We start from the raw sequence: 25,188 nt of genomic DNA, 5'->3' as shown, positions 1-25,188 counted from the left end.
CTAGGCTGCAGGCATAACAACGAGAGGAGCGCGGCCATGAAGCTGCCCCACATGGACTGGGTCAACCGTGACTCGCCCTACCTGCGCCAGCACCGCGAGGGCTTCCGCCTGCTGCGCTTCGACGATGAGCTGGAGAGTGCCTATGGGCGCTATCACCTCGGGATTTTCCTGGTGCGCATGCGCCGTGCCCTGCTGGTGGCCATCCTGCTCTTTCTCGCCTTCGCCGTGCTCGACTCGATCAGCCTGCCGGACTCGGTGCGCAACAAGATCCTCGCCATCCGCCTGTACCTGATCGCACCCACGCTGGTACTGACCTGGCTGGCCACCTTCCGGCGCTCGCTGCACGGCCATCTGCAGCTGATCGGCGGCGTCTGCGCGCTGGTCTGCGGCCTGGGTGTGGACGCCATCATCTGGGTCGCCCGGGCCCATGACTATCCGCTGCCCTACGAGGGCATCATCCTGGTCACGGTGTTCTTCTACTTCCTCACCGGCCTGCGCTTCGCCGCCGCCGCCCTGTGCGGCTGGCTGACCTTTCTCGGCTACCTGCTGGTGGAGCTGGCCAGCGGCCTGCCCGCCGAGGCGCTGCTGTACAACCTGTTCTTCCTCGCCACCACCAACGTGATCGGCTCGGTGGGCGCCTATTTCCTCGAGTACGCCACCCGCCAGAATTTCCTCGCCCAGGGCCTGCTGCAGGACCTGGCCGAGCGCGACTCGCTGACCGGCCTGCTCAACCGCCGCGCTTTCGGCGAGCGCGCCGAGGCCAGCTGGCGCCAGGCCCTGCGCGAGCGCCAGCCGATCGCCGTGGCGATGCTGGATGTGGACTACTTCAAGCGCTACAACGACCACTACGGGCACAGCGCCGGTGACGAGGCCCTGCGTGCCGTGGCCCGGGTGATCGGCCAGCAGGCCCGGCGCCCGCTGGACATCACCGGGCGCTATGGCGGCGAGGAGTTCGTCGGCCTCTGGTTCGGGGTGGCGGAGGCCGAGGTGCTGGCGCTGCTGGAAGGCCTGCGCGCGGAAGTGCAGCGCCTCGGCCTGGCCCACGCCAAGTCCGAGGTGGCGCCGGTGGTGACCATCAGCCTGGGTGTCGCCTGGTTGGTGCCGCAGCCGCACCAGAGCCTGGCCGACGCCCTGCGCCTGGCCGATGTGGCGCTGTACCTGGCCAAGGAGCAGGGGCGCAACCGGGTGGTCGGCAAGCGCCCGGGCAGTAGCCAGGTGGCCTGAGCCGGCGCCAGTCGGTATCCTCGCGCCCATGAAAACGACTCTGCCCCTCTGCCTGATCGCCGCCCTCGCTGACAACCGTGTGATCGGCCGCGACAACCAACTGCCCTGGCACCTGCCGGCGGACCTCAAGCACTTCAAGGCCAAGACCCTCGGCAAGCCGATCATCATGGGCCGCAAGACCTGGGACTCGCTCGGCCGGCCGCTGCCGGGCCGCCTCAACCTGGTGGTCAGCCGCCAGGCCGGGCTGGCGCTGGAAGGCGCCGAGGTGTTCCCCGACCTGGATGCAGCCATCGCCCGCGCCGATGCCTGGGCCCGCGAGCAGGGCGTGGACGAGCTGATGCTGATCGGCGGCGCCCAGCTCTACGAGCAGGGCCTGGCCCTGGCCGAGCGCCTGTACCTGACCCGCGTGGCCCTGCAGCCGGAAGGCGATGCCTGGTTCCCGGCCTTCGTCGAGGGCGACTGGCAGTGCGCCGAGCGCGAGGAGCACGCGGCCGCCGAGGGCAGCCCGGCCTATCGTTTCGAGACCTGGCAGCGCCGCTAGGTTTTTCTGCACGGGCATTGATCGAGGTCGCCTGCGCTCGGCGGTGACGTCCTATGCTTTCGCCTTCTTCCGCCAGGTTTCTGCCCATGACTGACAACACCGCCGGGCCCGCGCAGACGGAAACGGTCGCCGCCCTCTTCGTCCGCCACCCGTTGTGGGAGGATGCCCTGGCCCTGCTGTTCGGCACCGCCCTGGTGGCCCTGGGCATCGCTTTCTACGGCCATGCCGGACTGCTCACCGGCGGCACCGTGGGCATCGCCTTCCTCGCCAAGTACCTGGCCGGCTGGCCGTTCGGCCTGGTGTTCTGCCTGGTCAACCTGCCGTTCTACCTGCTCGGCATCTGGCGCCTGGGCTGGGGCTTCACCCTGCGCACCGGCTGCGCCGTGCTGCTGGTCTCCCTGCTGGCCGAGCTGACCCCGGGCTGGGTGGCCTTCACCCACCTCAACGTGCTGTACGCGGCGCTGTTCGGCGGCGCGGCCATGGGCCTGGGGCTGCTGATGCTGTTCCGCCACAAGGCCAGCCTGGGTGGGGTGAACATCCTCGCGCTGTTCCTCCAGGAGCGTTTCGGTCTGCGCGCCGGCGCGGTGCAGATGGGCATAGACGCCGTCATCGTGCTGGGCGCGATCTTCGTGGTGACGCCGGACAAGGTGGCCCTGTCGGTGCTGGGGGCGGTGATGCTCAACCTGGTGCTGGCGCTCAATCACCGCAGTGACCGCTATGTCGGGGTCAGCTGAAGCGCCACAAGCTCAGCACGCACGGCGCCGTTCTCGATATGCAGCAGGGCGACACTGATCGGTAGCTTGAAGCGCCGCGGGCCGGCGCTGCCGGGGTTGACCCACAGGCGCCCGTCGCGCTCCTCGATCAGAGGCCGGTGCGAATGGCCGCTGACCACCACGCGCACGGACTCGGGCAGGCGCGCCGGCACATCAGTGCCCTGGTGCACCAGGTGGATGTCGATGCCGCCCAGCTGCAGTTCGACCCGCTCGGGCAGTTCCCTGGCCCAGTCCAGTCCCTCGTCGTTATTGCCGCGCACCACCGTCAGCGGGGCGATCCGGCGCAGGGCGTCGAGAATCTCCGGTCGGCCGATATCGCCGGCATGCAGCAGATGGTCGCAGCCGGCCAGCGCCGCCAGCGCCTCGGGGCGCAGCAGGCCGTGGGTGTCGCTGATCAGGCCGATCTTCATGCTGTGCTCCGAGAACTCCGCGTGTTTCACCCGCCCTACAAAGCATAAGCCCGGCGCGGGGCCGGGCTTATCTGGGGGTTGCTGCGTGCCTTACTGGTCGAGCAGCGCCTTGTCGCGCACCGCGCCCTTGTCGGCGCTGGTGGCCAGCAGGGCGTAGGCTTTCAGTGCGGTGGACACCTTGCGCGCACGCGGGGCGACCGGCTTCCAGCCCTTCTTGTCCTGCTCGACGCGGCGCGCGGCCAGTTCTTCATCCGACACCAGCAGGTTGATGCTGCGGTTGGGGATGTCGATCAGCACCTTGTCGCCGTCCTTGACCAGGCCGATGGCGCCGCCGGCGGCGGCTTCCGGCGAGGCGTGGCCGATGGACAGGCCCGAGGTACCGCCGGAGAAGCGGCCGTCGGTGAGCAGGGCGCAGACCTTGCCCAGGCCCTTGGACTTCAGGTAGCTGGTCGGGTAGAGCATTTCCTGCATGCCCGGGCCGCCCTTCGGGCCTTCGTAGCGGATGATCACGATGTCGCCAGCCTTCACTTCGTCGGCGAGGATACCCTTCACGGCGCTGTCCTGGCTCTCGAAGATCTTCGCCGTGCCTTCGAACACGTGGATGGACTCGTCCACGCCGGCGGTCTTCACCACGCAGCCGTCGAGGGCGATGTTGCCGTACAGCACGGCCAGGCCGCCTTCCTGCGAGTAGGCGTGTTCGACCGAGCGGATGCAGCCGTTCTCGCGGTCGTCGTCCAGGGTCTCCCAGCGGGTCGACTGGCTGAAGGCGACCTGGGTCGGGATGCCGGCCGGGCCGGCCTTGAAGAAGGTGTGGACCTTCTCGTCCTGGGTCTGGGTGATGTCCCACTGGGCGATGGCGTCGGCCATGCTCGGGCTGTGCACGGTCGGCACGTCGGTGTGCAGCAGGCCGCCACGGGCCAGCTCGCCGAGGATGGAGAAGATGCCGCCGGCGCGGTGCACGTCTTCCATGTGGTACTTCTGGATGTTCGGCGCCACCTTGCACAGCTGCGGCACCTTGCGCGACAGCCGGTCGATGTCGCGCAGGTCGAAGGCCAGCTCGGCCTCCTGGGCGGCGGCCAGCAGGTGCAGGATGGTGTTGGTCGAGCCGCCCATGGCGATGTCCAGGGTCATGGCGTTCTCGAACGCCTTGAAGCTGGCGACGTTGCGCGGCAGCACCGACTCGTCGCCCTCGCCGTAGTAGCGCTGGCACAGCTCGACGATCAGGCGGCCGGCGCGCAGGAACAGCTGCTCGCGATCGCTGTGGGTGGCCAGGGTCGAACCGTTGCCCGGCAGCGACAGGCCCAGGGCCTCGGTCAGGCAGTTCATCGAGTTGGCGGTGAACATGCCGGAGCAGCTGCCGCAGGTCGGGCAGGCGCTGCGCTCGTACTCGGCGACCTTCTCGTCGGAGCAAGAGTCATCGGCGGCCACCACCATGGCGTCGACCAGGTCCAGGCCGTGGTTGGCCAGCTTGGTCTTGCCGGCTTCCATCGGCCCGCCGGAGACGAACACCACCGGGATGTTCAGGCGCAGGGCGGCCATCAGCATGCCGGGGGTGATCTTGTCGCAGTTGGAGATGCAGACGATCGCGTCGGCGCAGTGGGCGTTGACCATGTATTCCACCGAGTCGGCGATGATCTCGCGGCTCGGCAGGGAATAGAGCATGCCGTCGTGGCCCATGGCGATGCCGTCGTCGACGGCGATGGTGTTGAACTCCTTGGCCACGCCGCCGGCTTTCTCGATCTCGCGGGCGACCAGCTGGCCCAGGTCCTTCAGGTGCACGTGGCCGGGCACGAACTGGGTGAAGGAGTTGGCGATGGCGATGATCGGTTTCTTGAAGTCTTCGTCCTTCATCCCGGTGGCGCGCCACAGGGCGCGGGCGCCGGCCATGTTGCGGCCGTGGGTGGAGGTTTTCGAGCGGTAATCGGGCATGACGCGGTTCCTGCGGCTAATCAGGTGATGTTCGTATGGTGAGCGTCGACTGGACCGGATGCAAACGGCAGGTGACCGAGCGTTCGGATGGGGCCGCAGGACGAGACGGGGTCGCCGTTCGTTCGGCCCGGGCTCACGGGCCCGCCGGGGGATGGTGGCGAGGAATGGCCCGATTCTACGCCGCCCGCGGCCGCCGGGGAAAGGTTGGCGGACCGCAGGCGGTCGGCACTCAGCTGTTGGGCAGCAGGCGCACGGTCAGACTCTTGATGTAGCGGGTTTCCGGGATTGCCGGGTGCACCGGGTGGTCCGGGCCTTGGCCGCCGCGTTCCAGCAGCTGGATGTTGCGGTCGAGGTGGCGGGCGCTGGTCAGCAGGATGTTCTGCAGGTCGTCCTCGGGCAGGTGCATGGAGCAGCTGGCGCTGACCAGGATGCCGTCCTTGTTGAGCAGGCGCATGGCCTGTTCGTTGAGGCGGCGGTAGGCGGCCTCGCCGTTCTTGAGATCTTTTTTCCGCTTGATAAAGGCGGGCGGGTCGGCGACCACCACGTCGAAGCGCTCCTCGGCGGCCTTCAGTTCCTTCAGCGCCTCGAACACATCGCCCTCGATGCAGGTGACCTTCTCGGCCACGCCGTTGAGGGTGGCGTTGCGCTCTACGCCGTCCAGGGCCAGGGCCGAGCCGTCGACGCAGAACACTTCGCTGGCGCCGAAGGCGGCGGCCTGCACGCCCCAGCCGCCGACGTAGCTGAACAGGTCGAGCACGCGCTTGCCCTTGACGTAGGGGGCCAGGCGCGCGCGGTTCATGCGGTGGTCGTAGAACCAGCCGGTCTTCTGCCCGCCCTGCACCGGCGCCTCGAACTTCACGCCGTTCTCTTCCAGCGCCACCCACTCCGGCACCAGGCCGAAGGCGGTCTCGACGTAGCGGGTGAGACCCTCGGCATCGCGCGCGGCGGAGTCGTTCTTGAACAGGATGCCGCGCGGCCTGAGGACCTGCACCAGGGCCTCGATCACCGCGTCCTTGGCGCGCTCCATGGCGGCCGAGGCCAGCTGCACCACCAGGTGGTCGCCGAAGCGGTCCACCACCAGGCCTGGCAGCAGGTCGGAGTCGCCGTAGACCAGGCGGTAGTGCGGGGTGTCGAACAGGCGCTCGCGCAGGCTCAGGGCCACGTTCATGCGGTGCACCAGCAGCGACTTGTCCAGCACATGCTTGACGTCGCGCGACAGCAGGCGGGCGCAGATCAGGTTGTTCGGGCTCATCGCGACGATGCCCAGGGCCTTGCCGCCGGCGGCTTCGAGCACGGCCTGGTCGCCGGGCTGGAACAGGTTCAGGGGCGTGGCGGCCACATCGATCTCGTTGCTGTAGACCCACAGGTGGCCCGCGCGCAGGCGGCGATCGGCATTGGCTTTGAGGCGCAGACTGGGCAGGGACATGGGGCTACTCCGCGAAAAAAGAGCGGAATTATAGCCGTTTCGCCCGGCTCACGGCGTTTACAAAACTTGGCTGTGGCGTCGGGAAAGCTTTGGCTAAACTGTGGCGAATTTCTCACTTCAGTTCCTCGCCATGGCCCACGAACTCTCCGCCGAACAGATCCAGCAGGTGCTGCAGGGCATCAGCGTGCCGCCGCAGCCGCAGATCATGGTGGATCTGCAGATGGAGCAGTTCCTGCCCAACCCGGACCTGAAGACCATCGCCAAGCTGATCAGCCAGGACCCGGGCCTGTCCGGCGCGTTGCTGAAGATCGTCAACTCGCCGCACTTCGGCCTGTCCAACCGCATCGCCTCGATCCAGCAGGCGGTCAACCTGCTCGGCTGCAACACGGTGATCAACCTGATCAACGCCCAGTCGATCAAGGGCGAGCTGACCGACGAGGCCATCGTCACCCTCAACCGTTTCTGGGACACCGCCCAGGACGTGGCCATGACCTGCCTGACCCTGGCCAAGCGCATCGGCTACCAGTCGCCGGACGAGGCCTACACCCTGGGGCTGTTCCACAACTGCGGCATCCCGCTGATGCTCAAGCGCTTCCCCAACTACATGACGGTGCTCGAGGAGGCCTACTACAACGCCGGCAGCGAGCGCCGCGTGGTGGATACCGAGAACCGCCTGCTCAACACCAACCACGCGGTGGTCGGCTACTTCACCGCCAAGTCGTGGAACCTGCCGCTGCACCTGTGCGAGGCCATCGCCAACCACCACAACGCGCTGTCCTTCTTCGAGGAGGATGTCGCCCGCGACGCCCAGCTGAAGACGCTGATGGCCATCCTCAAGATGGCCGAGCACATCTGCTCCAGCTACAAGGTGCTGGGCAACCAGGAGCGCGACCACGAGTGGGACTGCATCCAGACCCTGGTGCTGGAGTACGTGGGGCTGTCCGAATACGACTTCGAGAACCTCAAGGAGTCGATCCGCGAGCTGGGCCCGGGCTGATTCCCCGTTCGTCGCCTTCCCGCTAGGATGGCGGCTGCCCCGCAGTACCCGAGCCCGTCATGCCCGAACTACCCGAAGTCGAAACCACCCGCCGCGGCATCGCCCCCCATCTTGAGGGGCAGCGCGTCACCCGCGTGGTGGTGCGCGAGCGCCGCCTGCGCTGGCCGATCCCCGAGGACCTCGACGTGCGCCTGTCCGGCCAGCGCATCGAGTGCGTCGAGCGGCGCGCCAAGTACCTGCTGATCCAGGCCGAAAGCGGCACCCTGATCGGCCACCTGGGCATGTCCGGCAACCTGCGCCTGGTGCCGGTGGGCACCCCGGCGGGCAAGCACGAGCATGTCGATATCGAGCTGGAGTCGGGGCTGGCGCTGCGCTACACCGACCCGCGGCGCTTCGGTGCGCTGCTGTGGAGCAGCGACCCGCTGCACCATGAGCTGCTGGCCAAGTTGGGGCCGGAGCCGCTGACCGCCGCCTTCGACGGCGAGCGCCTGTTCCAGCAGTCGCGCGGGCGCAGCATGGCGGTCAAGCCCTTCATCATGGACAACGCGGTGGTGGTCGGCGTCGGCAACATCTACGCGACCGAGGCCCTGTTCGCCGCCGGCATCGACCCGCGCCGCGAGGCCGGCTCCATCTCGCGGGCGCGCTATGCGCGGCTGGCCGAGGAGATCAAGCGCATCCTCGCCCATGCCATCGAGCGCGGCGGCACCACCCTGCGCGACTTCATCGGCGGCGACGGCCAGCCCGGCTACTTCCAGCAGGAGCTGTTCGCCTATGGCCGTGGCGGGGAGTTCTGCAAGGTTTGCGGCACGACCCTGCGCGAGGTGAAACTGGGCCAGCGCGCCAGCGTGTACTGCCCGAAATGCCAGCGCTAACGCTTCACCCAGAATAAGAACAAGCAGTAGGAACCAGGATGTACGGCAATTACCTGCCGCCCAACCCGCTCGCCGAGTGGATCGGGCGCACCGCGCTGAAGCTCATGGGCTGGCGCATCGAGGGCGAGCTGCCACGGCTCGACAAGTTCGTCGCCATCGGCGCCCATCACACCTCCAACTGGGACTTCGTGATCTTCATCGCCCTGAAGTTCGTGCTGCGCCTGAACGCGCGCTGGTTCGGCAAGCACAGCATCTTCCGCTGGCCCTTCGGCGGCCTGCTGCGCAGCTGGGGCGGCATCCCGATCCAGCGCCACCTCAGCCTGAACATGGTGGAACAGGCGATCCAGAGCTTTCGCGACAACCGCGAGTTCATCCTGGTGCTGTCGCCGGAGGGCACGCGCAAGAAGGTCGAGCGCTGGAAGATGGGCTTCTACCACATCGCCCTGGGCGCCGGCGTGCCGATCGTGCCGGGGGCACTGGACTTCGCCAACCGCCGCGTGGTGATCGGGGCGCCGTTCCAACCGAGCGGCGATGCCGAGGCCGATCTCAAGGCGCTGCTGGCGTTCTTCCGCCCCTATGTGCCGAAGAAGCCGGAGAATGCCTTCCACGGCGATTGACGGCGTTCACGCTGACAATTGCCAGAGCGCTGTTATAGTTAGCTGCAACGCTCTGCCATAACTACACAAATGAAGGACCGCGCCATGAACCTGTTTCGCACCACCGCCGCTGTCTTGGCTCTGACCACTGGCCTGCTGGCACTGCCGGCGCAGGCGGAGGTGGTTCAGCAGAACACCAGCGGCGATCCCACCTATACCCTGGAAGCGCCCAAGGGCTATGCCATGGTCGGCGACCTGCTGATCGCCCGCCCGCTGCTGATCGCCGGCACCATCATCGGCGCCGGCCTGTTCGTAGTCAGCCTGCCGTTCACCGCCGCCGGTGGCAACGTCAAGGAAGCCGGCCAGGCGCTGGTGGTGGAGCCGGGCATGGCCGCCTTCGTGCGTTGCCTGGGCTGCACCGAGAGCGGCTACAAGAAGGATTGATCCTTCACCCAGAAACGAAGAAGCCGGTCGCATGACCGGCTTCTTCGTTTGGGCTGCCCCAGGTGCCGCGCTTGGGCTGCACTTAGCTGCCGGTCTTGATCTTGCTCCAGACGCGCGTGCGCACCCGCTCGATCTTCTGCGGCAGCGGCTTGAGCACGTAGAGGTTCTGCTGCACCGCGGGCGGCGGGGTCAGGTCGGCATCGTCGCGGATGGCCGCGCTCACCAGTGGCATGGCGTCCTTGTTCGGGTTCGGGTAGCCGAGGAAGTCGCTGATCGGCGCCACCACCTTCGGCTCCAGCAGGTGGTTGAGGAAGGCGTGGGCCTCCTCGACGTTCTGGGCGCTGGCCGGGATGGCGAAGGAGTCGTACCACAGCGGCGCGCCTTCCTTCGGCAGCTTCCATTTCACCACCACGCCGTTGCCGGCTTCCTTGGCCCGGTTGGCGAACTGGTAGAAGCTGCCGGAGTAGCCGATGGCCACGCAGATGTCGCCGTTGGCGATGTCGGTCATGTACTTGGCCGAGTGGAAGTAGGTGACGTAGGGGCGGATCTGCATCATCAGCTCGGCGGCCTTGTCGTAGTCGGCCGGGTTGGTGCTGTTGGGGTCCAGGCCCAGGTAGTCGAGGGCGATCGGCAGGATGTCGGTCGGCGTGTCGAGCATGGCCACGCCGCAGGCCTTGAGCTTCTCCATGTTCTCCGGCTTGAACACCAGGTCCCAGCTGTCCAGCGGGGCATTCTCGCCGAGTGCCGCACGCACCTTGTCCGGGTTGTAGCCGAGCAGCACGGTGCCGTACATGTAGGGCACGGCGTACTGGTTGCCCGGGTCGTTGGTGGCCATCAGCTGCAGCAGGTTGGGGTCCAGGTGCTGCCAGTTGGGCAGCTTGGACTTGTCCAGCTTCTGGAACACGCCGGCCTTGATCTGCACGTCGAGGAAGGTGTTGGACGGCACCACCAGGTCGTAGCCGGAATTGCCGGCGAGCAGCTTGGCCTCCAGCGCCTCGTTGGTGTCGAACACGTCCCAGGTCAGCTTGATGCCGCTGCTCTTGGCGAAGTCCTTGGGCACCGACGGCAGCATGTAGTCGGCCCAGTTGTACACGCGCAGCTCGCGCACCGGCGCTTCGGCGGCGCTGGCGTGCAGGGTGGCGGCGCACAGCGAGGCGCCGAGCAGCAGCGGGATGGTCTTGTGCATGGTGGTTGTCTCCCCTGGTTGTGTCGGGCTCAGGCGCCCTGGAAGCCTTCGAGTACGTTGACGGCGTTGATGCCGATTTCGGCGACCGCGTAGCCGCCCTCCATGACGAACAGGGTCGGCTTGCCCAGCGCGGCGATGCGTTCGCCCATGCGCAGGTAGTCCGGGCTGTCGAGCTTGAAGCTGGAGATCGGGTCGGCCTGGTAGGTGTCGACGCCGAGGGACACCAGCAGCACGTCCGGGTCATGGGCGGCGATGCGCTTGCAGGCCGTCTCCAGGGCGGCGCCCCAGGTATCCCAGGCGCTGCCGGCGGCCAGTGGCAAATTGAGGTTGCAGCCCTCGCCACGGCCGGCGCCGGTCTCGTCGGCGTAGCCGAGGAAGTGCGGGTACTCGAAGCTCGGGCTGCCGTGGATATTGGCCACCAGCACGTCGTCGCGCTCGTAGAAGATCGACTGGGTGCCGTTGCCGTGATGGTAGTCGACGTCGAGGATGGCCACCCGCGCGGCGCCCTGGTCGAGGCAGGCCTGGGCGGCGATGGCCACGTTGTTCAGGTAGCAGTAGCCGCCCATCACGTCGGCGCTGGCGTGGTGGCCCGGCGGCCGGCACAGGGCGAAGACGCCATGGGCGCCGGCGGCGATCTCGCGCTGCGCGCTCAGGGCGACCTGGGCGGAGCTGTAGGCCGCCTGCCAGGTGCCGGCGGTGATCGGCGCGAAGCAATCGAAGCTGTGGAAGCCGTACTGGCCGTACAGGTCGTCCGGGCGCCTGGCCCGTAGGTGGCGGGCCGGGAACACGCCGGGCAGGAAGTCCGCCGTGTTGCCCTGGGCGGCCCAGCCGGCCCAGGCCTTCTGCAGGAACTCCAGGTAGTCGGCGCTGTGGATGCGCGCGATCGGCGCCAGGCCGAAGTCCTGCGGCGCCAGCACTTCGCCGAGCCTGCGCTCGCGCACCCGGGCCAGCACGTGGTCGGCGCGCGCTGGCATCTCGAAGCAGGGCCTGTACTCGCCGCCGACCATCTCGCCACTGGCATGGTGCAGGCGGTGGTCGTCGCTGTAGAAGGTCAGCATCTGGTTGTTCTCCGCGATGGGCTGCACGCATTGTTGGCACCCCGCGCGGGCCCGGAGAACGATAACGCCGGCCAACAAAGGGATAATTGCGGCCATTATCGCCAGTGGCAGGCGCCGGGCGGGCCGCCCGCGCTGTGATGGCGAGCCCGCCGCGGACGTCTAGTTCGGCACCCGCGAACGCAAGAGGTGGAGCATGCAGGCGCTGTTGAACGAGATTCTGGACCAGGTCCGTCCCCTGCTGGGCCGCGGCAAGGTGGCCGACTACATCCCGGCCCTGGCCGAGGTGCCGGCCGCGCGCCTGGGCATCGCCGTCTACGGCGTGGACGGCAGCCTGTACACCGCCGGCGATGCCGTCGAGCCCTTCTCGATCCAGAGCATCTCCAAGGTGTTCAGCCTGGTGCAGGCCATCCAGCACTCCGGCGAGGACATCTGGCAGCGCCTCGGCCACGAGCCCTCGGGCCAGCCGTTCAACTCGCTGGTGCAGCTGGAGTTCGAGCGCGGCCGGCCGCGCAACCCCTTCATCAACGCCGGTGCCCTGGTGATCTGCGACATCAACCAGTCGCGCTTCGCCGCCCCGGCGCTGTCGCTGCGCGACCTGGTGCGGCGCCTGTCGGGCAACCCGCTGGTGGTGTCGGATGCCAAGGTCGCCGAGTCGGAGTACCAGCACCGCGCGCGCAACGCCGCCGCGGCCTACCTGATGCAGGCCTTCGGCAACTTCCACAACGAGGTCGAGGAGGTGCTGCGCAGCTACTTCCACCACTGTGCCCTGGCCATGAGCTGCGTGGACCTGGCGCGCGCCTTCGGTTTCCTGGCCAACCAGGGCTTCTGCCGGCACGGCGGTGGCCAGGTGCTGACGCCGCGCCAGACCCAGCAGGTCAACGCCATCATGGCCACCAGCGGGCTGTACGACGAGGCCGGCAACTTCGCTTATCGGGTCGGCCTGCCGGGCAAGAGCGGCGTCGGTGGCGGCATAGTCGCGGTGGTGCCGGGGCGCTTCACTGTCTGCGTGTGGTCGCCGGAGCTGAACGCCGCCGGCAACTCGCTGGCCGGCATGGCGGCGCTGGAGCTGCTCAGCGAGCGCATCGGCTGGTCGGTGTTCTCGCCGCTGGCGGGCTAGCCGGCCATCTCGCCGCACAGGTCGAGGGTGAACAGGCGCTCCACCTCGGCCGCCGGCAGGCCGGCGCCGAGCAGGCCGAACAGCTTGCCCAGGGCCGCCTCGCGGCCCATGCCGCCGCCGCTGACCAGGCCGACGCCGGCCAGGGCGCTGCCGGCGGCATACACGCCGAACTCGACATGCCCCTGCGGGCACTGGCTGATCGCCGCCAGCACCACGCCGCGGGCGCGTGCCTCGCGCAGGGTGGCGAGGATCTGCGCATCGTCCGCCGGTCCGGTGCCGCTGCCGTAGCACTCCAGCAGCAGGGCCTCGACGCCGCTGTCGAGCACGGCGCGCAGCTGCGCGGCGCCGAGGCCGGGGAACAGCGGCTGCACGGCCAGGGCCACCGCGCGGCGCGGCTGGCGGTAGTGCAGGGCGGCGGGCAGGCTGGGCAGGTGCTCGGCATGCCGCGGCCGGCCGTGGTCGGCGAAGGCGTCGAAGGCCTCGCTCTTGCACTTGCTGGCGCGCGCGCCGTGCAGCAGCTGGCCGGCGAAGTACAGGTGCACCCCCGGCGCCATGCCGCTGGCGAGCAGGCCCAGGGCGCCGAACAGGTTGGGCCAGGCATCGCCGCCGGGCACGCCCGCCGGCTGCATGGAGCCGGTCAGCAGCACCGGTACCTCGATGCCCAGCAGCAGGAAGCTCAGCGCCGCGGCGCTGTAGGCCAGGGTGTCGGTGCCGTGCAGCAGCAGCACGGCATCGACGCCGTCCTCGTCCACCGCGCGGACGATGGCGTCGCGCATCGCCAGCCAGTGCTGCTGGCGCATGTTGGCGCTGTCGATCGGCGGGCTGAGCTCGGCGAAGCGCCAGGCCGGTGCCGGCCGCTCAGGGTGGGCGGCCTGCTCGGCGCGCAGGCGCGCCTCGAAGCCGGAGGCCGGCGCCAGGCCGGACTCGCTCATCTGCATGCCGATGGTGCCGCCGGTGTAGAGCACCAGCAGGTTCTGCGAAGAAGTCATGATCAATCCAACAACTGACGGTACTGGATGAAGCCGGAACGGCTGGCGATGCGCTCGTAGAGCAGGCGCGCCTGGGCGTTGTGCTCCTGGGTCAGCCAGTGCACGCGGCTGGCGCCGGCCTGGCGGGCCTGCGCGTAGACATGCTCGATCAGCGCGCGGCCGAGGCCGCCGCCACGCACGCCTTCGGCGACGAACAGGTCCTGCAGGTAGCAGTAGTCGCCGACCGTCCAGCAGGAGCGGTGGAAGATCCAGTGCACCAGGCCGATCGCCTCGCCGTCGCGCCAGGCCAGCGCGGCGTGCATCGGCTCGGCCGGGTCGAGGAAGCGCTGCCAGGTGACGGCGCTGGTCGCGGCTGGGATCTCGGCCTGGTAGAAGCGCTGGTAGGCCTGCCACAGCGGTAGCCAGGCGGCCTGGTCGGCGGCGCCGACGGGGCGGATCTGCACGGTCATCTGCGGCTCCTTGCGCGCGTTTTTCGCCCGAGTGTAACGGCGAAACGGCGCCGGCTGGGCAAGAAAAAGGGGGCCGTGGCCCCCTTCCCTGTACGGCTGTGGATCAGCGCTGGTGCACGCTGTGGCCGATCTCGGCGCGCTCGCTGGTGCCGCGTTCGGCCTGGCTCGCGGCATTCCAGACGCTCGGATCGAGGTCCAGGTCGGCGAAGGCCTTGGCGCTGAGCACCGGCTCTTCGACGCCGGCCTCGATCTGCGCGTCGTAGTCACGCATCAGGCGCAGGCCGACCTTGAACAGCAGCGCCAGGGCCACCAGGTTGACCAGCGCCAGCAGACCCATGGTCACGTCGGCGAAGGCGAACACGGTGGACAGGTCCTGCATCGAACCCCACAGCACCAGGGCGATCACCAGCACGCGGTAGGCGATCAGCAGCGGGCGCTTGCTGCTGAAGAAGCCCAGGGCGTTCTCGCCCAGGTAGTAGTTGTACACCAGGGTGGTGAAGACGAAGAGCAGCAACGCCAGGCTGACGAAGATACGGCCCCACTCGCCGACGACGGCGGCCATGGCGGTCTGGGTGAGGATCACCCCGCCCACCTCGGCGCCCGGCTGGTACACGCCGGACAGCAGGATGATCAGCGCGGTGCTGGTGCAGATCAGCAGGGTGTCGATGAACACGCTGAGCGACTGCACGATGCCCTGGGCGGCGGGGTGCTTGACCTCGGCCACGGCGGCGACGTTCGGTGCGCTACCCAGGCCCGCCTCGTTGGAGAACAGGCCGCGCTTGACGCCCATGACGATGGCCGCGCCGATGCCGCCGGCGAAGGCCGGCTCCAGGCCGAAGGCGCTCTTGACGATCAGCATCAGGGTGGCCGGAACGGCTTCGATGTTGAGGCCGATCACTACCAGCGCCATGACGATGTAGGAGGTCGCCATGATCGGTACCAATACGTCGGCGGTGCTGGCGATGCGCTTGATGCCGCCGAAGATGATCAGGCCGATCACCACCACCAGGGCGAGGCCGCTGACGTGGGTGGGCAGGCCGAAGGTGTCGTGCAGCGAGCTGGCCACGGTGTAGGCCTGCAGGGCGTTGAAGCCGAAGCCAAAGGTCACCAGCAGCAGGATCGAGAACACGATCGCCAGCCAGCGCAGACCGAGGCCATGCTGGATGTAGAAGGCCGGGCCGCCGCGGTAGCCGCCATCGGCTTCGCGACGCTTGAACAGCTGGGCCAGCGAGCATTCGAAGAAGCTGGTGGACATGCCCAGCAGGGCGACCAGCCACATCCAGAACACCGCACCCGGGCCGCCCAGGGTGATGGCCACGGCCACGCCGGCGATGTTGCCGGCACCGACACGGCCGGCCACCGACAGCATCAGGGCCTGGAACGAGCTGAGCTGGCCGGGCTTACGCTGGAAGGCCTGGCCGAAGATACGGAACATGCTGCCGAAGTAACGCAGCTGAACGAAACGCGAGGCGATGGTGAAGTAAAGGCCGAGACCGACCAGGGCGACGATGAGGACCTTGCTCCAGAGCAGGTCGTTCAGGAGATCGAGCATGATGGGTTGTCTCTCTTGTAGTTATGCGTGCGCACGCCGGGACAGTCCGCGGCCGGCGCATGGTCTTCCGCAGAGCGCGCGTAGGCAATTTCGCGGGTTGCGGCGAGATGGCGCGAGTTGATGCTAGAATCGCGCCGCTCGCATCATCAGGTCCGCCGCCATGTCCGAACACCTCGGTGCCAACCTCAAGCTGCTGTGCAGCCACTACCGCTCGATCGCCGAGGTTTGCCGCAAGCTGGCGATCAATCGCGCCCAGTTCAACAAGTACCTCGGTGGCCAGAGCCGCCCGACGGCCTACAACCTCAAGCGCATCTGCGACTTCTTCGGCGTCGAGGACTACGAGCTGGGCCTGCCGCCCGAGCAGTTCGCTCGCCTGATCGGTGCGCGCGGCGCCGAGCCCGGCCGCGCGGCGGCCAGGGACCCGCTGCTGGCGCTGTTCAATCCGCTGCGCGAGCACGCCAGCGACCTGCGCCGCTACTGCGGCTACTACTTCGAATATTCCAACTGCATGTCGGTGCCGGGCTATGTGCTGCTGTCGCTGGTGCAGCTGTGGGAAGAGGACGGCGACTTCCTGTTCGAGCGCCAGGAGCGCCAGGAGCGCACGCGCGCCGGCGAGGCCGAGGACTGGGTACGCTGTCGCTACCTGGGCGCCGCCTTCTACCTGCAGGACCGCCTGTTCCTGCTCGACTACGAGTCGCTGACCCTCAACGAGATGAGCCAGACCATCCTCATCCCCAGCTTCAAGAGCCGCATCACCCGCCTCAACGGCCTGAAGACCGGAGTCTCCAGCGGCGACCGGCGCACCCCAGCCTGCACCCGCGTGGTGTGGGAATACCTGGGGCCGGAGATCAACCGGGTCAATGCCTTCCGCCAGGTGGCGCTGTACCGCCCGGATGATCCGCGCATCGACCCCGACATCCGCGCGCGGCTGGCCGACCCGGCGCCGGGCAGCGGCCTGTTCGAACTGGAATAGCGGGCAAAAAAAGACCCGCCGGAGGGCGGGTCGAGAGGAAGACGCCTGGCCTGGTGAGCCTCAGGCGTTTCGATGTCGCCCCGGGCGGCAGAGCGTGGCCCGGGAACAGCGATAAAACAGGGGGCGACCGGGGTCGTCCCCAAGGGCAGAGAGGCGCGGGGTGCCTCTCGGTCGATGAATCAGCCCTGCAGCGGCACCAGGCGCGGCGCGATCATGTTCTCCGGGCGCAGGATGTCGGCCAGGGTGGCCTCGTCCAGCAGCTGCTCCTCGCGCACCAGCTCCAGCACGCCGCGGCCGGTGTCGAGCGCGGTCTTGGCGATGCGGGTGGCGTTCTCGTAGCCGATGTAGGGGTTGAGCGCGGTGACCAGGCCGATGGAGTTCTCCATCAGTTCGCGGCAGCGCTGCTCGTTGGCGCTGATGCCGTCGATGCACAGCTCGCGCAGCATGTCCATGGCGCGGGTCAGCAGGCGGATCGAGTCGAAGATCTTGTAGGCGATCAGCGGCTCCATGACGTTCAGCTGCAGCTGGCCACCCTCGGCGGCGAGGGTCAGGGCCAGGTCGTTGCCGATCACCTCGAAGGCCACCTGGTTGACCGCTTCCGGGATCACCGGGTTGACCTTGCCCGGCATGATCGAGCTGCCCGGTTGGCGCGGCGGCAGGTTGATCTCGTTGATGCCGGTGCGCGGGCCGCTGGAGAGCAGGCGCAGGTCGTTGCAGATCTTCGACAGCTTGACCGCGGTGCGCTTGAGCATGCCGGAGAACAGGACGAAGGCGCCCATGTCCGAGGTGGCCTCGATCAGGTCGGCCGCCGGCACCACCGGGTGGCCGCTGACGATGGCCAGGCGCTCGACGGCGAGCTTCTGGTACTTCGGGTCGGCGTTGATGCCGGTGCCGATGGCGGTGCCGCCCAGGTTCACTTCGGTGAGCAGGGCCGGGGCCAGGCGCTTGAGGTGCTGCAGGTCCTCGCCCAGGGTGGTGGCGAAGGCGCGGAATTCCTGGCCCAGGGTCATGGGTACGGCGTCCTGCAGCTGGGTGCGGCCCATCTTCAGCACGTGGCCGAACTCCAGGCCCTTGGCGGCCAGGGACTGGATCAGCTTGTCCAGCGCGTTGAGCAGGCTGTCGTGGCCGAGCAGCAGGCCGACGCGGATGGCGGTCGGGTAGGCGTCGTTGGTCGACTGCGCCATGTTCACGTCGTTGTTCGGGTGCAGGTGCTTGTACTCGCCTTTCTCAAAGCCCATGGCCTCCAGCGCAATATTCGCGATGACTTCATTCGCGTTCATATTGGTCGAGGTGCCGGCGCCGCCCTGGATCATGTCGACCACGAACTGGTCGTGGAACTCGCCCTGGATGATGCGCGCGCAGGCGGTGCTGATCGCCGTGTGCTTGGCGGCGGACAGGTGGCCCAGCTCGCGGTTGGCGTCGGCGGCGGCCTGCTTGACCATGGCCAGGGCGATCACCAGTTTCGGGTAGTGCGACAGCGGAACACCGGACAGTCGAAAATTCTGCACGGCGCGCAGGGTCTGGATGCCGTAGTAGGCGTCGGCGGGGACTTCCAGGGTGCCGAGCAGGTCTTTTTCGATGCGGGTGGATGCAGCAGCGGACATGATGGGTTTTATCTCTGGGAATACGGCTTAGCGCCGCGATGCCCAATAGGCTAGGCTTCAACCCGTCTGTCGGCCAATGCTGTTAAACGCTATGGTATGCAGAATCGGCATAATGTCGCGGTGACTCGGGGTCGATGTCGCGCGTGCATAATTTCAAACGTGATTTGCTCAAGAAATAGGCGATGAATCTGGAAACCAAATGGCTGGAGGACTTCGTCGCCCTGGCCGCCACCCGCAGCTTTTCCCAGGCCGCGGAGAAGCGTTTCGTCACCCAGCCGGCCTTCAGCCGGCGCATCCGCAGCCTGGAGGCGGCGCTGGGGCTGACCCTGGTCAACCGTACCCGCACGCCGGTGGAGCTGACCGAGTCCGGCCAGCTGTTCCTGGTCACCGCGCGCAGCATGGTCGAGCAGCTCGGCGAAGTGGTGCGCCACCTGCACCACCTGGAGGGCCAGCAGGGCGAGGTGCTGCAGATCGCCGCCGCGCACTCGCTGACCCTGGGCTTCTTCCCGGAGTGGATCGCCCGCCTGCGCCGCGAGGGCCTGCCGCTGTCCACCCGCCTGGTGGCGACCAACGTCGGCGAGGCGGTGCACTCGCTGCGCGAGGGCAGCTGCGACCTGATCCTCGCCTACTACGACCCGGACGCGGCCATGCAGCTGGCCCCGGACATCTTCCCCTCGCTGCACCTGGGCACCACGGCCATGCTGCCGGTGTGCGCGGTGGGCGAGGACGGCTCGCCGCTGTTCGACCTCGACGGCGGCCACAGCGTGCCGCTGCTGGCCTACAGCGCCGGCGCCTTCCTCGGTCGCTCGGTGAACCAGCTGCTGCGCCAGCGCGCGCTGCGCTCGACCACGGTGTACGAGACGGCCATGGCCGACAGCCTCAAGACCATGGCCCTGCAGGGCCTGGGGGTGGCCTGGGTGCCGCGCCTGTCGGTGACCATGGAACTGGCCCGTGGCGAGCTGGCGGTGTGCGGCGGCGAGCACTGGCAGGTGCCGCTGGAGATCCGCCTGTACCGCTGCGTGCTGTCGCGCAAGGCGGCGGTGCGCCTGCTCTGGCGCAAGCTGGAAGGCGGCGTGGGGCGCGCTCAGTAGCTCAGGGCGTTGTCCAGCGTGGGGCCCGAGACGTAGCGTGCGACGATGCGGCGCAGGCTGCCGTCGGCGCGCATCTCCGCCACGATGCCGGCCATCCGGCGATAGTCCTGCTCGGAAAAATGCGCCTTGCTCAGCACCAGGCAGAGCGGCTGCGGCGCTTCGTCCAGCGCCCAGTCCCGGACCGTGACACGCGATTGCAGGGCCAGCTCGGCCAGTTCCTTCTCGTAGAAGAGCTGCTGGGAAAAGATCACGTCGACGCGGTTGCCCGCCTGCAGCATGAGGAAGAGGTTGTGGGCGGTCGCCACCTCGGTCACCCGGCCGCTGCGCATCAGCTGCGCGACGATCGGATCGTAGGTCGGGCCGTGGCGGAATCCGCGCACCACCGCCAGCTGGGCGTCCTGCATCTGCAGCAGCTGCTGCGCATCGCGGATGCGCGGGTTGATCACCAGCGCCATGTTCTTTTGCGCGATATAGGGGATGAAGTAGGCGAATTGCCGGCGCTCGGCGGTTTCCATCCCGGACACGGTCATCGCCAGGCTGCCCCGGGCGAGGTCCTTCCAGATGCGCGCCCGTGGCCGTTCCACGTAGGTGAAGCGGTAGCCGCCGCGGCGTGCGAGCTCATCGACCACGTCGCGGTCGATGCCGGCGCCCTGCGAATAGAGGAAGCCGGCCTCGTAGAAGGCCACGTCCAGCGGCAGGTCGACTGCTGCTGCCGCGCTGCTCTGCGGCAGTGCCGGGCACAGCGCGATGAGCAGCAGGCAGGCAACGCGACGGATGCGCCTCGTTTCCATGGCGGCTCTCGAACGGGGATGCACCCTGCAGTGTGGCACGCCGGCGCAAGCTTGCCAGGGGGATCAGCCGCCGTCGCGGAAGCGGCCCCACACCTCGTCGCGGGTGGCCTTGAGCTTGTCCGGCAGCGGCACCGTGGCGAACAGGCGGCGCTTGGTGTCACGGTCCGGATAGAGGCCGGGCTGGTCGCGCAGGGCCGGGTCGAGGAACTCGCGGGCATCGGCGTTGGCGCTGGGATAAAGCACCTCGCTGGTGATCCTGGCCGCCACCTCGGGCTGCAGTAGGTAGTCGATGAAGCGGTGCGCCAGGTCGGCGCGGCGGGCGCTGGCCGGAATCACCAGGTTGTCGATGAACAGGGTCGAGCCCTCTTCCGGCACCACGAACTGCACCGGCTGGCCGGCGTCGATGGCGCCCAGGGCGTCGCCGACCCAGGCCATGGCCAGGCACAGCTGGCCTTGGTTGAGGTCGTCTATGTAGCGCTCGCTGTCCACATAGCGCAGGTTCGGGCGCAGGCCCTGGAGCAGCTCGCCAGCCTTGCGAATGCGCCCGGGCGAGCTGTTGGCGAAGCTGCGGCCCTGGTAGTTGAGCAGGCCGTAGAGCATCTCGTCCGGGGCATCCAGCACGCTGATGCCGCAGGCGGCCAGCTTGGCGCTCTGTGCGGGGTCGAACAGCAGGCTCCAGCTGTGCGGCAGCGGCCCGCCGAAGGCGGCCTCGGCCTGCGGGGTGTTGATCGCCAGGCCGACCGCACCCCACAGGTAGGGCACGGCGTAGCGGTTCTGCGGATCGACCGCGGCCAGCTTGCTCAGCAGTTGCTTGTCCAGGTGCTTGCGTCCGGGCAGGCGGGCCAGGTCCAGCGGCTGCAGCTTGCCGGCGGCGATCAGTGCCGGCAGCTCGTCATGCGAGGGCACCGCGACGTCGATGCTCTCGCCGCTGGCCAGGGCCTGGTCGAGTTCCTCGTCGGTGCTGAAGGTGTGGTATTCGACGGCGATGCCGGTGGCCTTGGTGAAGTCCTCCAGCACCTGCGGGGCGATGTAGTCGTTCCAGTTGTAGACCCGGATGCTGTCGGCGGCGGCCGCCAGTCCCGGGCCGAGGGCCAGTAGCAGCGGAGCAAGAACGCGAAACATGACGACCTCCTTGGCGAATCATGGGCATGGCTACGCCATCGCGCGCACCGGCGGTGGCGGCCTGGCAGAGCGTGGGCGGCAGATAAAACAACGCCGGCACTGGGGCCGGCGTCGGGTCTTGCGTCAAACGGTATGCAGGTACCAGTTGTACTCGAGGTCGGAGATGGTGGTCTCGAACTCCTCCAGCTCGGCTTCCTTGCAGGCGACGAAGATGTCGATGTAGTCCGGGCTGATGTACTTGTTCAGCACCTCGCTGTCGTCCAGCTCGCGCAGGGCGTCGCGCAGGTTGTTCGGCAGGCTCTGCTCCAGCTGCTCGTAGGAGTTGCCCTCGATCGGCTCACCCGGCTCGACCTGGTTGGTCAGGCCGTGATGGATGCCGGCGAGGATGGCCGACATCATCAGGTAGGGGTTGGCGTCGGCGCCGGCCACGCGGTGCTCGATGCGCACGGCATCGGGGCTGCCGGTCGGCACGCGGACGGCCACGGTGCGGTTGTCCAGGCCCCAGCTCGGCGCGTTGGGCACGTAGAACTGGGCGCCGAAGCGGCGGTAGGAGTTGACGTTGGGGCAGAGGAAGGCCATCGACGCCGGCATGGTCTCCAGGACACCGCCGATCGCGTGGCGCAGAGCGGCGTTCTCCAGGGGATCATCGGAGGTGAAGATGTTCTTGCCGGTGGTCTTGTCGAGCAGCGAGATGTGCACGTGCAGGCCGTTGCCCGCCTGGCCCGGGTAGGGCTTGGCCATGAAGGTGGTGTCCATCTCATGGTCGTAGGCGATGTTCTTGATCAGGCGCTTGAGCAGCAGCGCGTGGTCACAGGCCTTGATGGCGTCCTCGACGTGGTGCAGGTTCACCTCGAACTGCGCCGGGGCGCTTTCCTTGACGATGGCATCGGCGGGGATGCCCTGCTCCTTGGCGGCTTCCAGCATGTCCTGCAGGCAGTCGACGTACTCGTCGAGGTCGTCGATCAGGTACACCTGGGTCGACTGCGGGCGCTTGCCCGACATCGGCGAGCGCGGCGGCTGCGGACGGCCGTTCACGTTCTCCTGGTCGATCAGGTAGAACTCCAGTTCGAAGGCGGCGCAGATGCGCAGGTTCATCTCGTCGAACTTGGCCACGATCTGCCGCAGCACCTCGCGCGGGTCGGCGAAGAACGGCGTGCCGTCGAGCTCGTGCATGGTCATCAGCAGCTGCGCGGTCGGGCGCTTCTGCCACGGCTCGTTGCACAGGGTATTGGGAATCGGGAAGCAGATGCGGTCGGCGTCACCGATGTCCAGGCCGAGGCCGGTGCTTTCGACGGTGGAGCCGTTGATGTCGAGGGCGAACAGCGAAGCGGGCAGGTTGATGCCCTTTTCATACACCTTGTGCAGGCTGTTTCTTTCGATGCGCTTGCCGCGCACCACCCCATTCATATCTGCAATAAGAAGGTCAACGAACTGGACCTCAGGATGTTCCTTAAGGAACGCGTTCGCTTCGTTGAGCTGAACGGCACGCGGGGGTACCGACATGATGCAACACCTTTATTGTTAAAAATTTCAATCATGCAATTGCACAGCTGTGAGTCAATCTCAAACACCCAGGGCTGTCAATAGCGGCCCATTCTGCCCTGAAACGGGGCCTGATGGCCAGTTTTGGGGCATTCCAGGGTTTTTCGACCCGCTGGTCAGCCCTGTGTGGCCTGGCGCTCAGCGGGCTGTGTTCAATTTTTTACAGCCCTATTGTGTAAAAAATTGAACAAGGCTAATCTCGGCCTCACCTAACAACAGCAATAAAACAGGTGTCCCATGTCGCGCCTGCCGTTGATCGGCGTCACCGCCTGCACCAAGCAGGTGGGCCTGCATCCCAACCATATCGTCGGCGACAAGTATGTCCGCGCCGTCGCGGTAGGGGCACAAGGCCTGCCTCTGGTGATTCCCGCCCTGGGCGAGCTGATCGATCAACCCACCCTGCTGGCCAGTCTCGACGGCCTGCTGTTCACCGGCTCGCCGTCCAACGTCGAGCCTCATCATTATAGTGGCCCGGCCAGTGCGCCCGGCACTCAGCACGATGCCGCCCGCGATGCCACCACGCTGCCGCTGATCCGCCAGGCGATAGACGCCGGCGTGCCTGTGCTGGGCATCTGCCGCGGCTTCCAGGAAATCAACGTGGCCTTCGGCGGCAGCCTGCACCAGCGCGTGCAGGAAGTGGCCGGGATGATGGACCACCGCGAGCCGGCCGATCAGCCGGTCGAAGTGCAATATGCCCCCCGTCACACCGTGCGTGTGCAAGCGGGCGGGGTGCTCGCCGGTCTCGGCTTGCCGGACGAGTTTTCAGTCAATTCCATTCATGGCCAGGGCGTTCAGCGTCTGGCGCCGGGCCTTCGCGTAGAAGCACTGGCGCCTGACGGGTTGATCGAAGCCTTCTCCGTCGAAGGTGCGCCAAGCTTTGCCCTCGGGGTGCAGTGGCACCCGGAGTGGCAGGTGCGATCCAACCCGAATTATCTCGCCATCTTCCAGGCCTTTGGTGAGGCATGCAGGAAGAGGGCGGGGCAACGCTGAGTAGGTGAGCAACCGGTCGGCGCAACTAGGAAGTTTCGCTAGGCTTTTACCGGTCCGCAGTAGCCGCTCTACAACCCTGAGGTCTTTATGACTAGCAAGCTCGACCAGCTCACCAGCTGGCTGAAAGAACGCAAAATCACCGAAGTTGAATGCCTGATCAGCGATCTTACCGGCATTGCCCGTGGCAAGATTTCGCCGACCAACAAGTTCCTCGACGAGAAGGGCATGCGCCTCCCCGAGAGTGTGCTGCTGCAGACCGTGACCGGCGACTACGTCGAGGACGACATCTATTACGAGCTGCTCGACGAGGCGGACATCGACATGTTCTGCCGCCCGGACGAGAACGCCGTGTTCCTCGTGCCCTGGGCCATCGAGCCGACCGCGATGGTGATCCACGACACCTTCGACAAGCAGGGCAACCCGATCGAGCTGTCGCCGCGCAACGTGCTCAAGAAGGTGCTCAAACTCTACGCCGACAAGGGCTGGAAGCCGATCGTCGCGCCGGAGATGGAGTTCTACCTGACCAAGCGCAACAGCGACCCGGACTTCCCGCTGGTGGCGCCGATGGGTCGCTCCGGCCGCCCGGAAGTCGGTCGCCAGTCGTTCTCCATCGACGCGGCCAACGAATTCGACCCGCTGTTCGAGGACGTCTACGACTGGTGCGAGCTGCAGGACCTGGACCTCGACACGCTGATCCACGAGGACGGCCCGGCACAGATGGAAATCAACTTCCGTCATGGCGACGCGCTGCACCTGGCCGACCAGATCACCGTGTTCAAGCGCACCATGCGCGAGGCCGCGCTCAAGCATGACGTGGCGGCCACCTTCATGGCCAAGCCGATCACCGACCAGCCGGGCAGCGCCATGCACATCCACCAGAGCGTGGTGGACATCAAGACCGGCAAGAACCTGTTCTCCAACGCCGACGGCACCATGAGCGAACTGTTCATGCACCACATCGGCGGCCTGCAGAAGTACATCCCCGAGGTGCTGCCGCTGTTCGCGCCGAACGTCAACTCGTTCCGCCGCTTCCTGCCGGATACCTCGGCGCCGGTGAACGTCGAGTGGGGCGAGGAGAACCGCACCGTCGGCCTGCGCGTGCCGGAAGCCAGCCCGCAGAACCGCCGCGTGGAAAACCGCCTGGCCGGTGCCGATGCCAACCCCTACCTGGTGCTGGCCGCCTCGCTGCTGTGCGGCTACATCGGTATGGTCGAGGGCCTCAAGCCCAGCGCGCCGGTCAAGGGCCGCGGCTACGAGCGGCGCAACCTGCGCCTGCCGGTGACCATCGAGAGCGCGCTGGAGCGCATGGAAGCCTGCAAGGACGCGGAGAAGTACCTGGGCGAGAAGTTCGTGCGTGGCTATGTCGCGGTCAAGCGCGCCGAGCACGAGAACTTCAAGCGGGTGATCAGCTCCTGGGAGCGCGAGTTCCTGCTGCTGTCGGTGTGACTGGAGCGGGCGCGGCCAGCCGCGCCCGCTGCCACGGATTTCATCGGGGCGCCGCCGGCGACCCGC

General features: G+C 67.5%; 24 protein-coding genes. 12 read left to right on the top strand and 12 right to left on the bottom strand.

The genetic code is table 11. The features are described from left to right. Positions 1-36: 36 nt before the first annotated feature. The 3 genes from DMO17_RS01040 to DMO17_RS01030 all read left to right on the top strand — a co-directional run bounded on the left by DMO17_RS01040 (position 37) and on the right by DMO17_RS01030 (position 2,499). On the top strand, positions 37-1,224 hold the full coding sequence (locus DMO17_RS01040) for a GGDEF domain-containing protein (protein ID WP_181418707.1): 1,188 nt from the start codon (positions 37-39) through the stop codon (positions 1,222-1,224). A gap of 28 nt (positions 1,225-1,252) precedes the next feature. Further along, complete coding sequence (locus tag DMO17_RS01035) at positions 1,253-1,765, top strand: dihydrofolate reductase (RefSeq protein ID WP_181418706.1); 513 nt, start codon at positions 1,253-1,255, stop codon at positions 1,763-1,765. An 86-nt stretch (positions 1,766-1,851) separates the two neighbouring features. Next, the gene (locus DMO17_RS01030) at positions 1,852-2,499 is read left to right on the top strand and encodes a YitT family protein (RefSeq protein WP_110680459.1); all 648 of its coding nucleotides are present in this window, start codon (positions 1,852-1,854) and stop codon (positions 2,497-2,499) included. On the opposite strand, the gene DMO17_RS01025 is transcribed toward DMO17_RS01030, so the two are convergent. The 3 genes from DMO17_RS01025 to DMO17_RS01015 form a co-directional block, all read right to left on the bottom strand. Continuing rightward, positions 2,481-2,948, bottom strand: coding sequence for a metallophosphoesterase family protein (locus DMO17_RS01025; RefSeq protein WP_110680458.1), 468 nt, complete (start codon positions 2,946-2,948; stop codon positions 2,481-2,483). The two genes, DMO17_RS01030 and DMO17_RS01025, sit on opposite strands and share 19 nt — an antisense overlap. 90 nt (positions 2,949-3,038) lie before the next feature. Further along, positions 3,039-4,877: a dihydroxy-acid dehydratase gene (ilvD, locus tag DMO17_RS01020; RefSeq protein ID WP_110680457.1), complete on the bottom strand. Its 1,839-nt coding sequence runs from the start codon at positions 4,875-4,877 to the stop codon at positions 3,039-3,041. 229 nt (positions 4,878-5,106) lie between these two features. Beyond that, a complete protein-coding gene (locus DMO17_RS01015; protein ID WP_110680456.1) occupies positions 5,107-6,303 on the bottom strand; it encodes a class I SAM-dependent rRNA methyltransferase in 1,197 nt (398 codons plus the stop codon). 130 nt (positions 6,304-6,433) lie between these two features. Here DMO17_RS01015 and DMO17_RS01010 point away from each other — a divergent pair, with 130 nt between their 5' ends. From DMO17_RS01010 to DMO17_RS00995, 4 genes are all read left to right on the top strand, one after another. After that, positions 6,434-7,300: an HDOD domain-containing protein gene (locus tag DMO17_RS01010; protein WP_110680455.1), complete on the top strand. Its 867-nt coding sequence runs from the start codon at positions 6,434-6,436 to the stop codon at positions 7,298-7,300. A 59-nt stretch (positions 7,301-7,359) separates the two neighbouring features. Continuing rightward, a complete protein-coding gene (gene mutM / locus DMO17_RS01005) occupies positions 7,360-8,172 on the top strand; it encodes a bifunctional DNA-formamidopyrimidine glycosylase/DNA-(apurinic or apyrimidinic site) lyase (protein WP_110680454.1) in 813 nt (270 codons plus the stop codon). A 38-nt stretch (positions 8,173-8,210) separates the two neighbouring features. Then, positions 8,211-8,789: a lysophospholipid acyltransferase family protein gene (locus tag DMO17_RS01000; protein WP_110680453.1), complete on the top strand. Its 579-nt coding sequence runs from the start codon at positions 8,211-8,213 to the stop codon at positions 8,787-8,789. Positions 8,790-8,873: 84 nt separating this feature from the next. Beyond that, positions 8,874-9,212, top strand: coding sequence for a multidrug transporter (locus DMO17_RS00995; protein WP_110680452.1), 339 nt, complete (start codon positions 8,874-8,876; stop codon positions 9,210-9,212). An 82-nt stretch (positions 9,213-9,294) separates the two neighbouring features. Here the strand turns inward: DMO17_RS00995 and DMO17_RS00990 are convergent, their stop codons facing one another. Further along, positions 9,295-10,398, bottom strand: coding sequence for a polyamine ABC transporter substrate-binding protein (locus DMO17_RS00990; RefSeq protein WP_110680451.1), 1,104 nt, complete (start codon positions 10,396-10,398; stop codon positions 9,295-9,297). Between the two features lie 29 nt (positions 10,399-10,427). After that, the gene (locus DMO17_RS00985; protein WP_110680760.1) at positions 10,428-11,456 is read right to left on the bottom strand and encodes a histone deacetylase family protein; all 1,029 of its coding nucleotides are present in this window, start codon (positions 11,454-11,456) and stop codon (positions 10,428-10,430) included. Between the two features lie 193 nt (positions 11,457-11,649). On the opposite strand from DMO17_RS00985, the gene glsB reads away from it, so the two are divergent. Continuing rightward, positions 11,650-12,573, top strand: a complete 924-nt coding sequence (gene glsB, locus DMO17_RS00980) for a glutaminase B (RefSeq protein WP_110680450.1) — start codon at positions 11,650-11,652, stop codon at positions 12,571-12,573. Here glsB and DMO17_RS00975 read toward each other — a convergent pair. The 3 genes from DMO17_RS00975 to DMO17_RS00965 form a co-directional block, all read right to left on the bottom strand. Continuing rightward, positions 12,570-13,562, bottom strand: a complete 993-nt coding sequence (locus tag DMO17_RS00975) for an asparaginase (RefSeq protein WP_110680449.1) — start codon at positions 13,560-13,562, stop codon at positions 12,570-12,572. The genes glsB and DMO17_RS00975 overlap by 4 nt on opposite strands. 2 nt (positions 13,563-13,564) lie before the next feature. Beyond that, a complete protein-coding gene (locus DMO17_RS00970) occupies positions 13,565-14,011 on the bottom strand; it encodes a GNAT family N-acetyltransferase (RefSeq protein ID WP_110680448.1) in 447 nt (148 codons plus the stop codon). Between the two features lie 103 nt (positions 14,012-14,114). Beyond that, entirely contained in the window at positions 14,115-15,563 is a 1,449-nt protein-coding gene (locus tag DMO17_RS00965) for an alanine/glycine:cation symporter family protein (protein WP_110680447.1), read from the bottom strand. A gap of 160 nt (positions 15,564-15,723) precedes the next feature. Here DMO17_RS00965 and DMO17_RS00960 point away from each other — a divergent pair, with 160 nt between their 5' ends. Further along, entirely contained in the window at positions 15,724-16,536 is an 813-nt protein-coding gene (locus DMO17_RS00960) for a helix-turn-helix domain-containing protein (RefSeq protein WP_110680446.1), read from the top strand. A gap of 179 nt (positions 16,537-16,715) precedes the next feature. On the opposite strand, the gene aspA is transcribed toward DMO17_RS00960, so the two are convergent. Then, entirely contained in the window at positions 16,716-18,140 is a 1,425-nt protein-coding gene (gene aspA / locus DMO17_RS00955; protein ID WP_110680445.1) for an aspartate ammonia-lyase, read from the bottom strand. A 182-nt stretch (positions 18,141-18,322) separates the two neighbouring features. Here aspA and DMO17_RS00950 point away from each other — a divergent pair, with 182 nt between their 5' ends. Next, the gene (locus tag DMO17_RS00950) at positions 18,323-19,231 is read left to right on the top strand and encodes a LysR substrate-binding domain-containing protein (RefSeq protein WP_110680444.1); all 909 of its coding nucleotides are present in this window, start codon (positions 18,323-18,325) and stop codon (positions 19,229-19,231) included. Here the strand turns inward: DMO17_RS00950 and DMO17_RS00945 are convergent. The 3 genes from DMO17_RS00945 to DMO17_RS00935 all read right to left on the bottom strand — a co-directional run bounded on the left by DMO17_RS00945 (position 19,225) and on the right by DMO17_RS00935 (position 22,647). Further along, entirely contained in the window at positions 19,225-20,022 is a 798-nt protein-coding gene (locus tag DMO17_RS00945; RefSeq protein WP_110680443.1) for a substrate-binding periplasmic protein, read from the bottom strand. The two genes, DMO17_RS00950 and DMO17_RS00945, sit on opposite strands and share 7 nt — an antisense overlap. A 63-nt stretch (positions 20,023-20,085) precedes the next feature. Then, positions 20,086-21,144, bottom strand: a complete 1,059-nt coding sequence (locus tag DMO17_RS00940) for a polyamine ABC transporter substrate-binding protein (protein WP_110680442.1) — start codon at positions 21,142-21,144, stop codon at positions 20,086-20,088. A gap of 123 nt (positions 21,145-21,267) precedes the next feature. Beyond that, a complete protein-coding gene (locus DMO17_RS00935; protein ID WP_110680441.1) occupies positions 21,268-22,647 on the bottom strand; it encodes a glutamine synthetase family protein in 1,380 nt (459 codons plus the stop codon). 276 nt (positions 22,648-22,923) lie between these two features. On the opposite strand from DMO17_RS00935, the gene DMO17_RS00930 reads away from it, so the two are divergent. Next, entirely contained in the window at positions 22,924-23,676 is a 753-nt protein-coding gene (locus DMO17_RS00930) for a gamma-glutamyl-gamma-aminobutyrate hydrolase family protein (protein ID WP_110680440.1), read from the top strand. A gap of 87 nt (positions 23,677-23,763) precedes the next feature. Beyond that, positions 23,764-25,122 carry a glutamine synthetase family protein gene (locus DMO17_RS00925; protein ID WP_110680439.1) on the top strand — a complete coding sequence of 453 codons (1,359 nt, stop codon included), beginning with the start codon at positions 23,764-23,766 and terminating at the stop codon, positions 25,120-25,122. The last annotated feature ends 66 nt before the right edge of the window (positions 25,123-25,188 follow it).

Origin of the sequence: Aquipseudomonas alcaligenes (assembly GCF_003205495.1) — a bacterium.
Classification (GTDB): Bacteria; Pseudomonadota; Gammaproteobacteria; order Pseudomonadales; family Pseudomonadaceae; genus Aquipseudomonas; species Aquipseudomonas alcaligenes_B.
The sequence above is the reverse complement of the archived record's forward strand: the minus strand, read 5'-3'. Positions and strand labels throughout refer to the sequence as shown.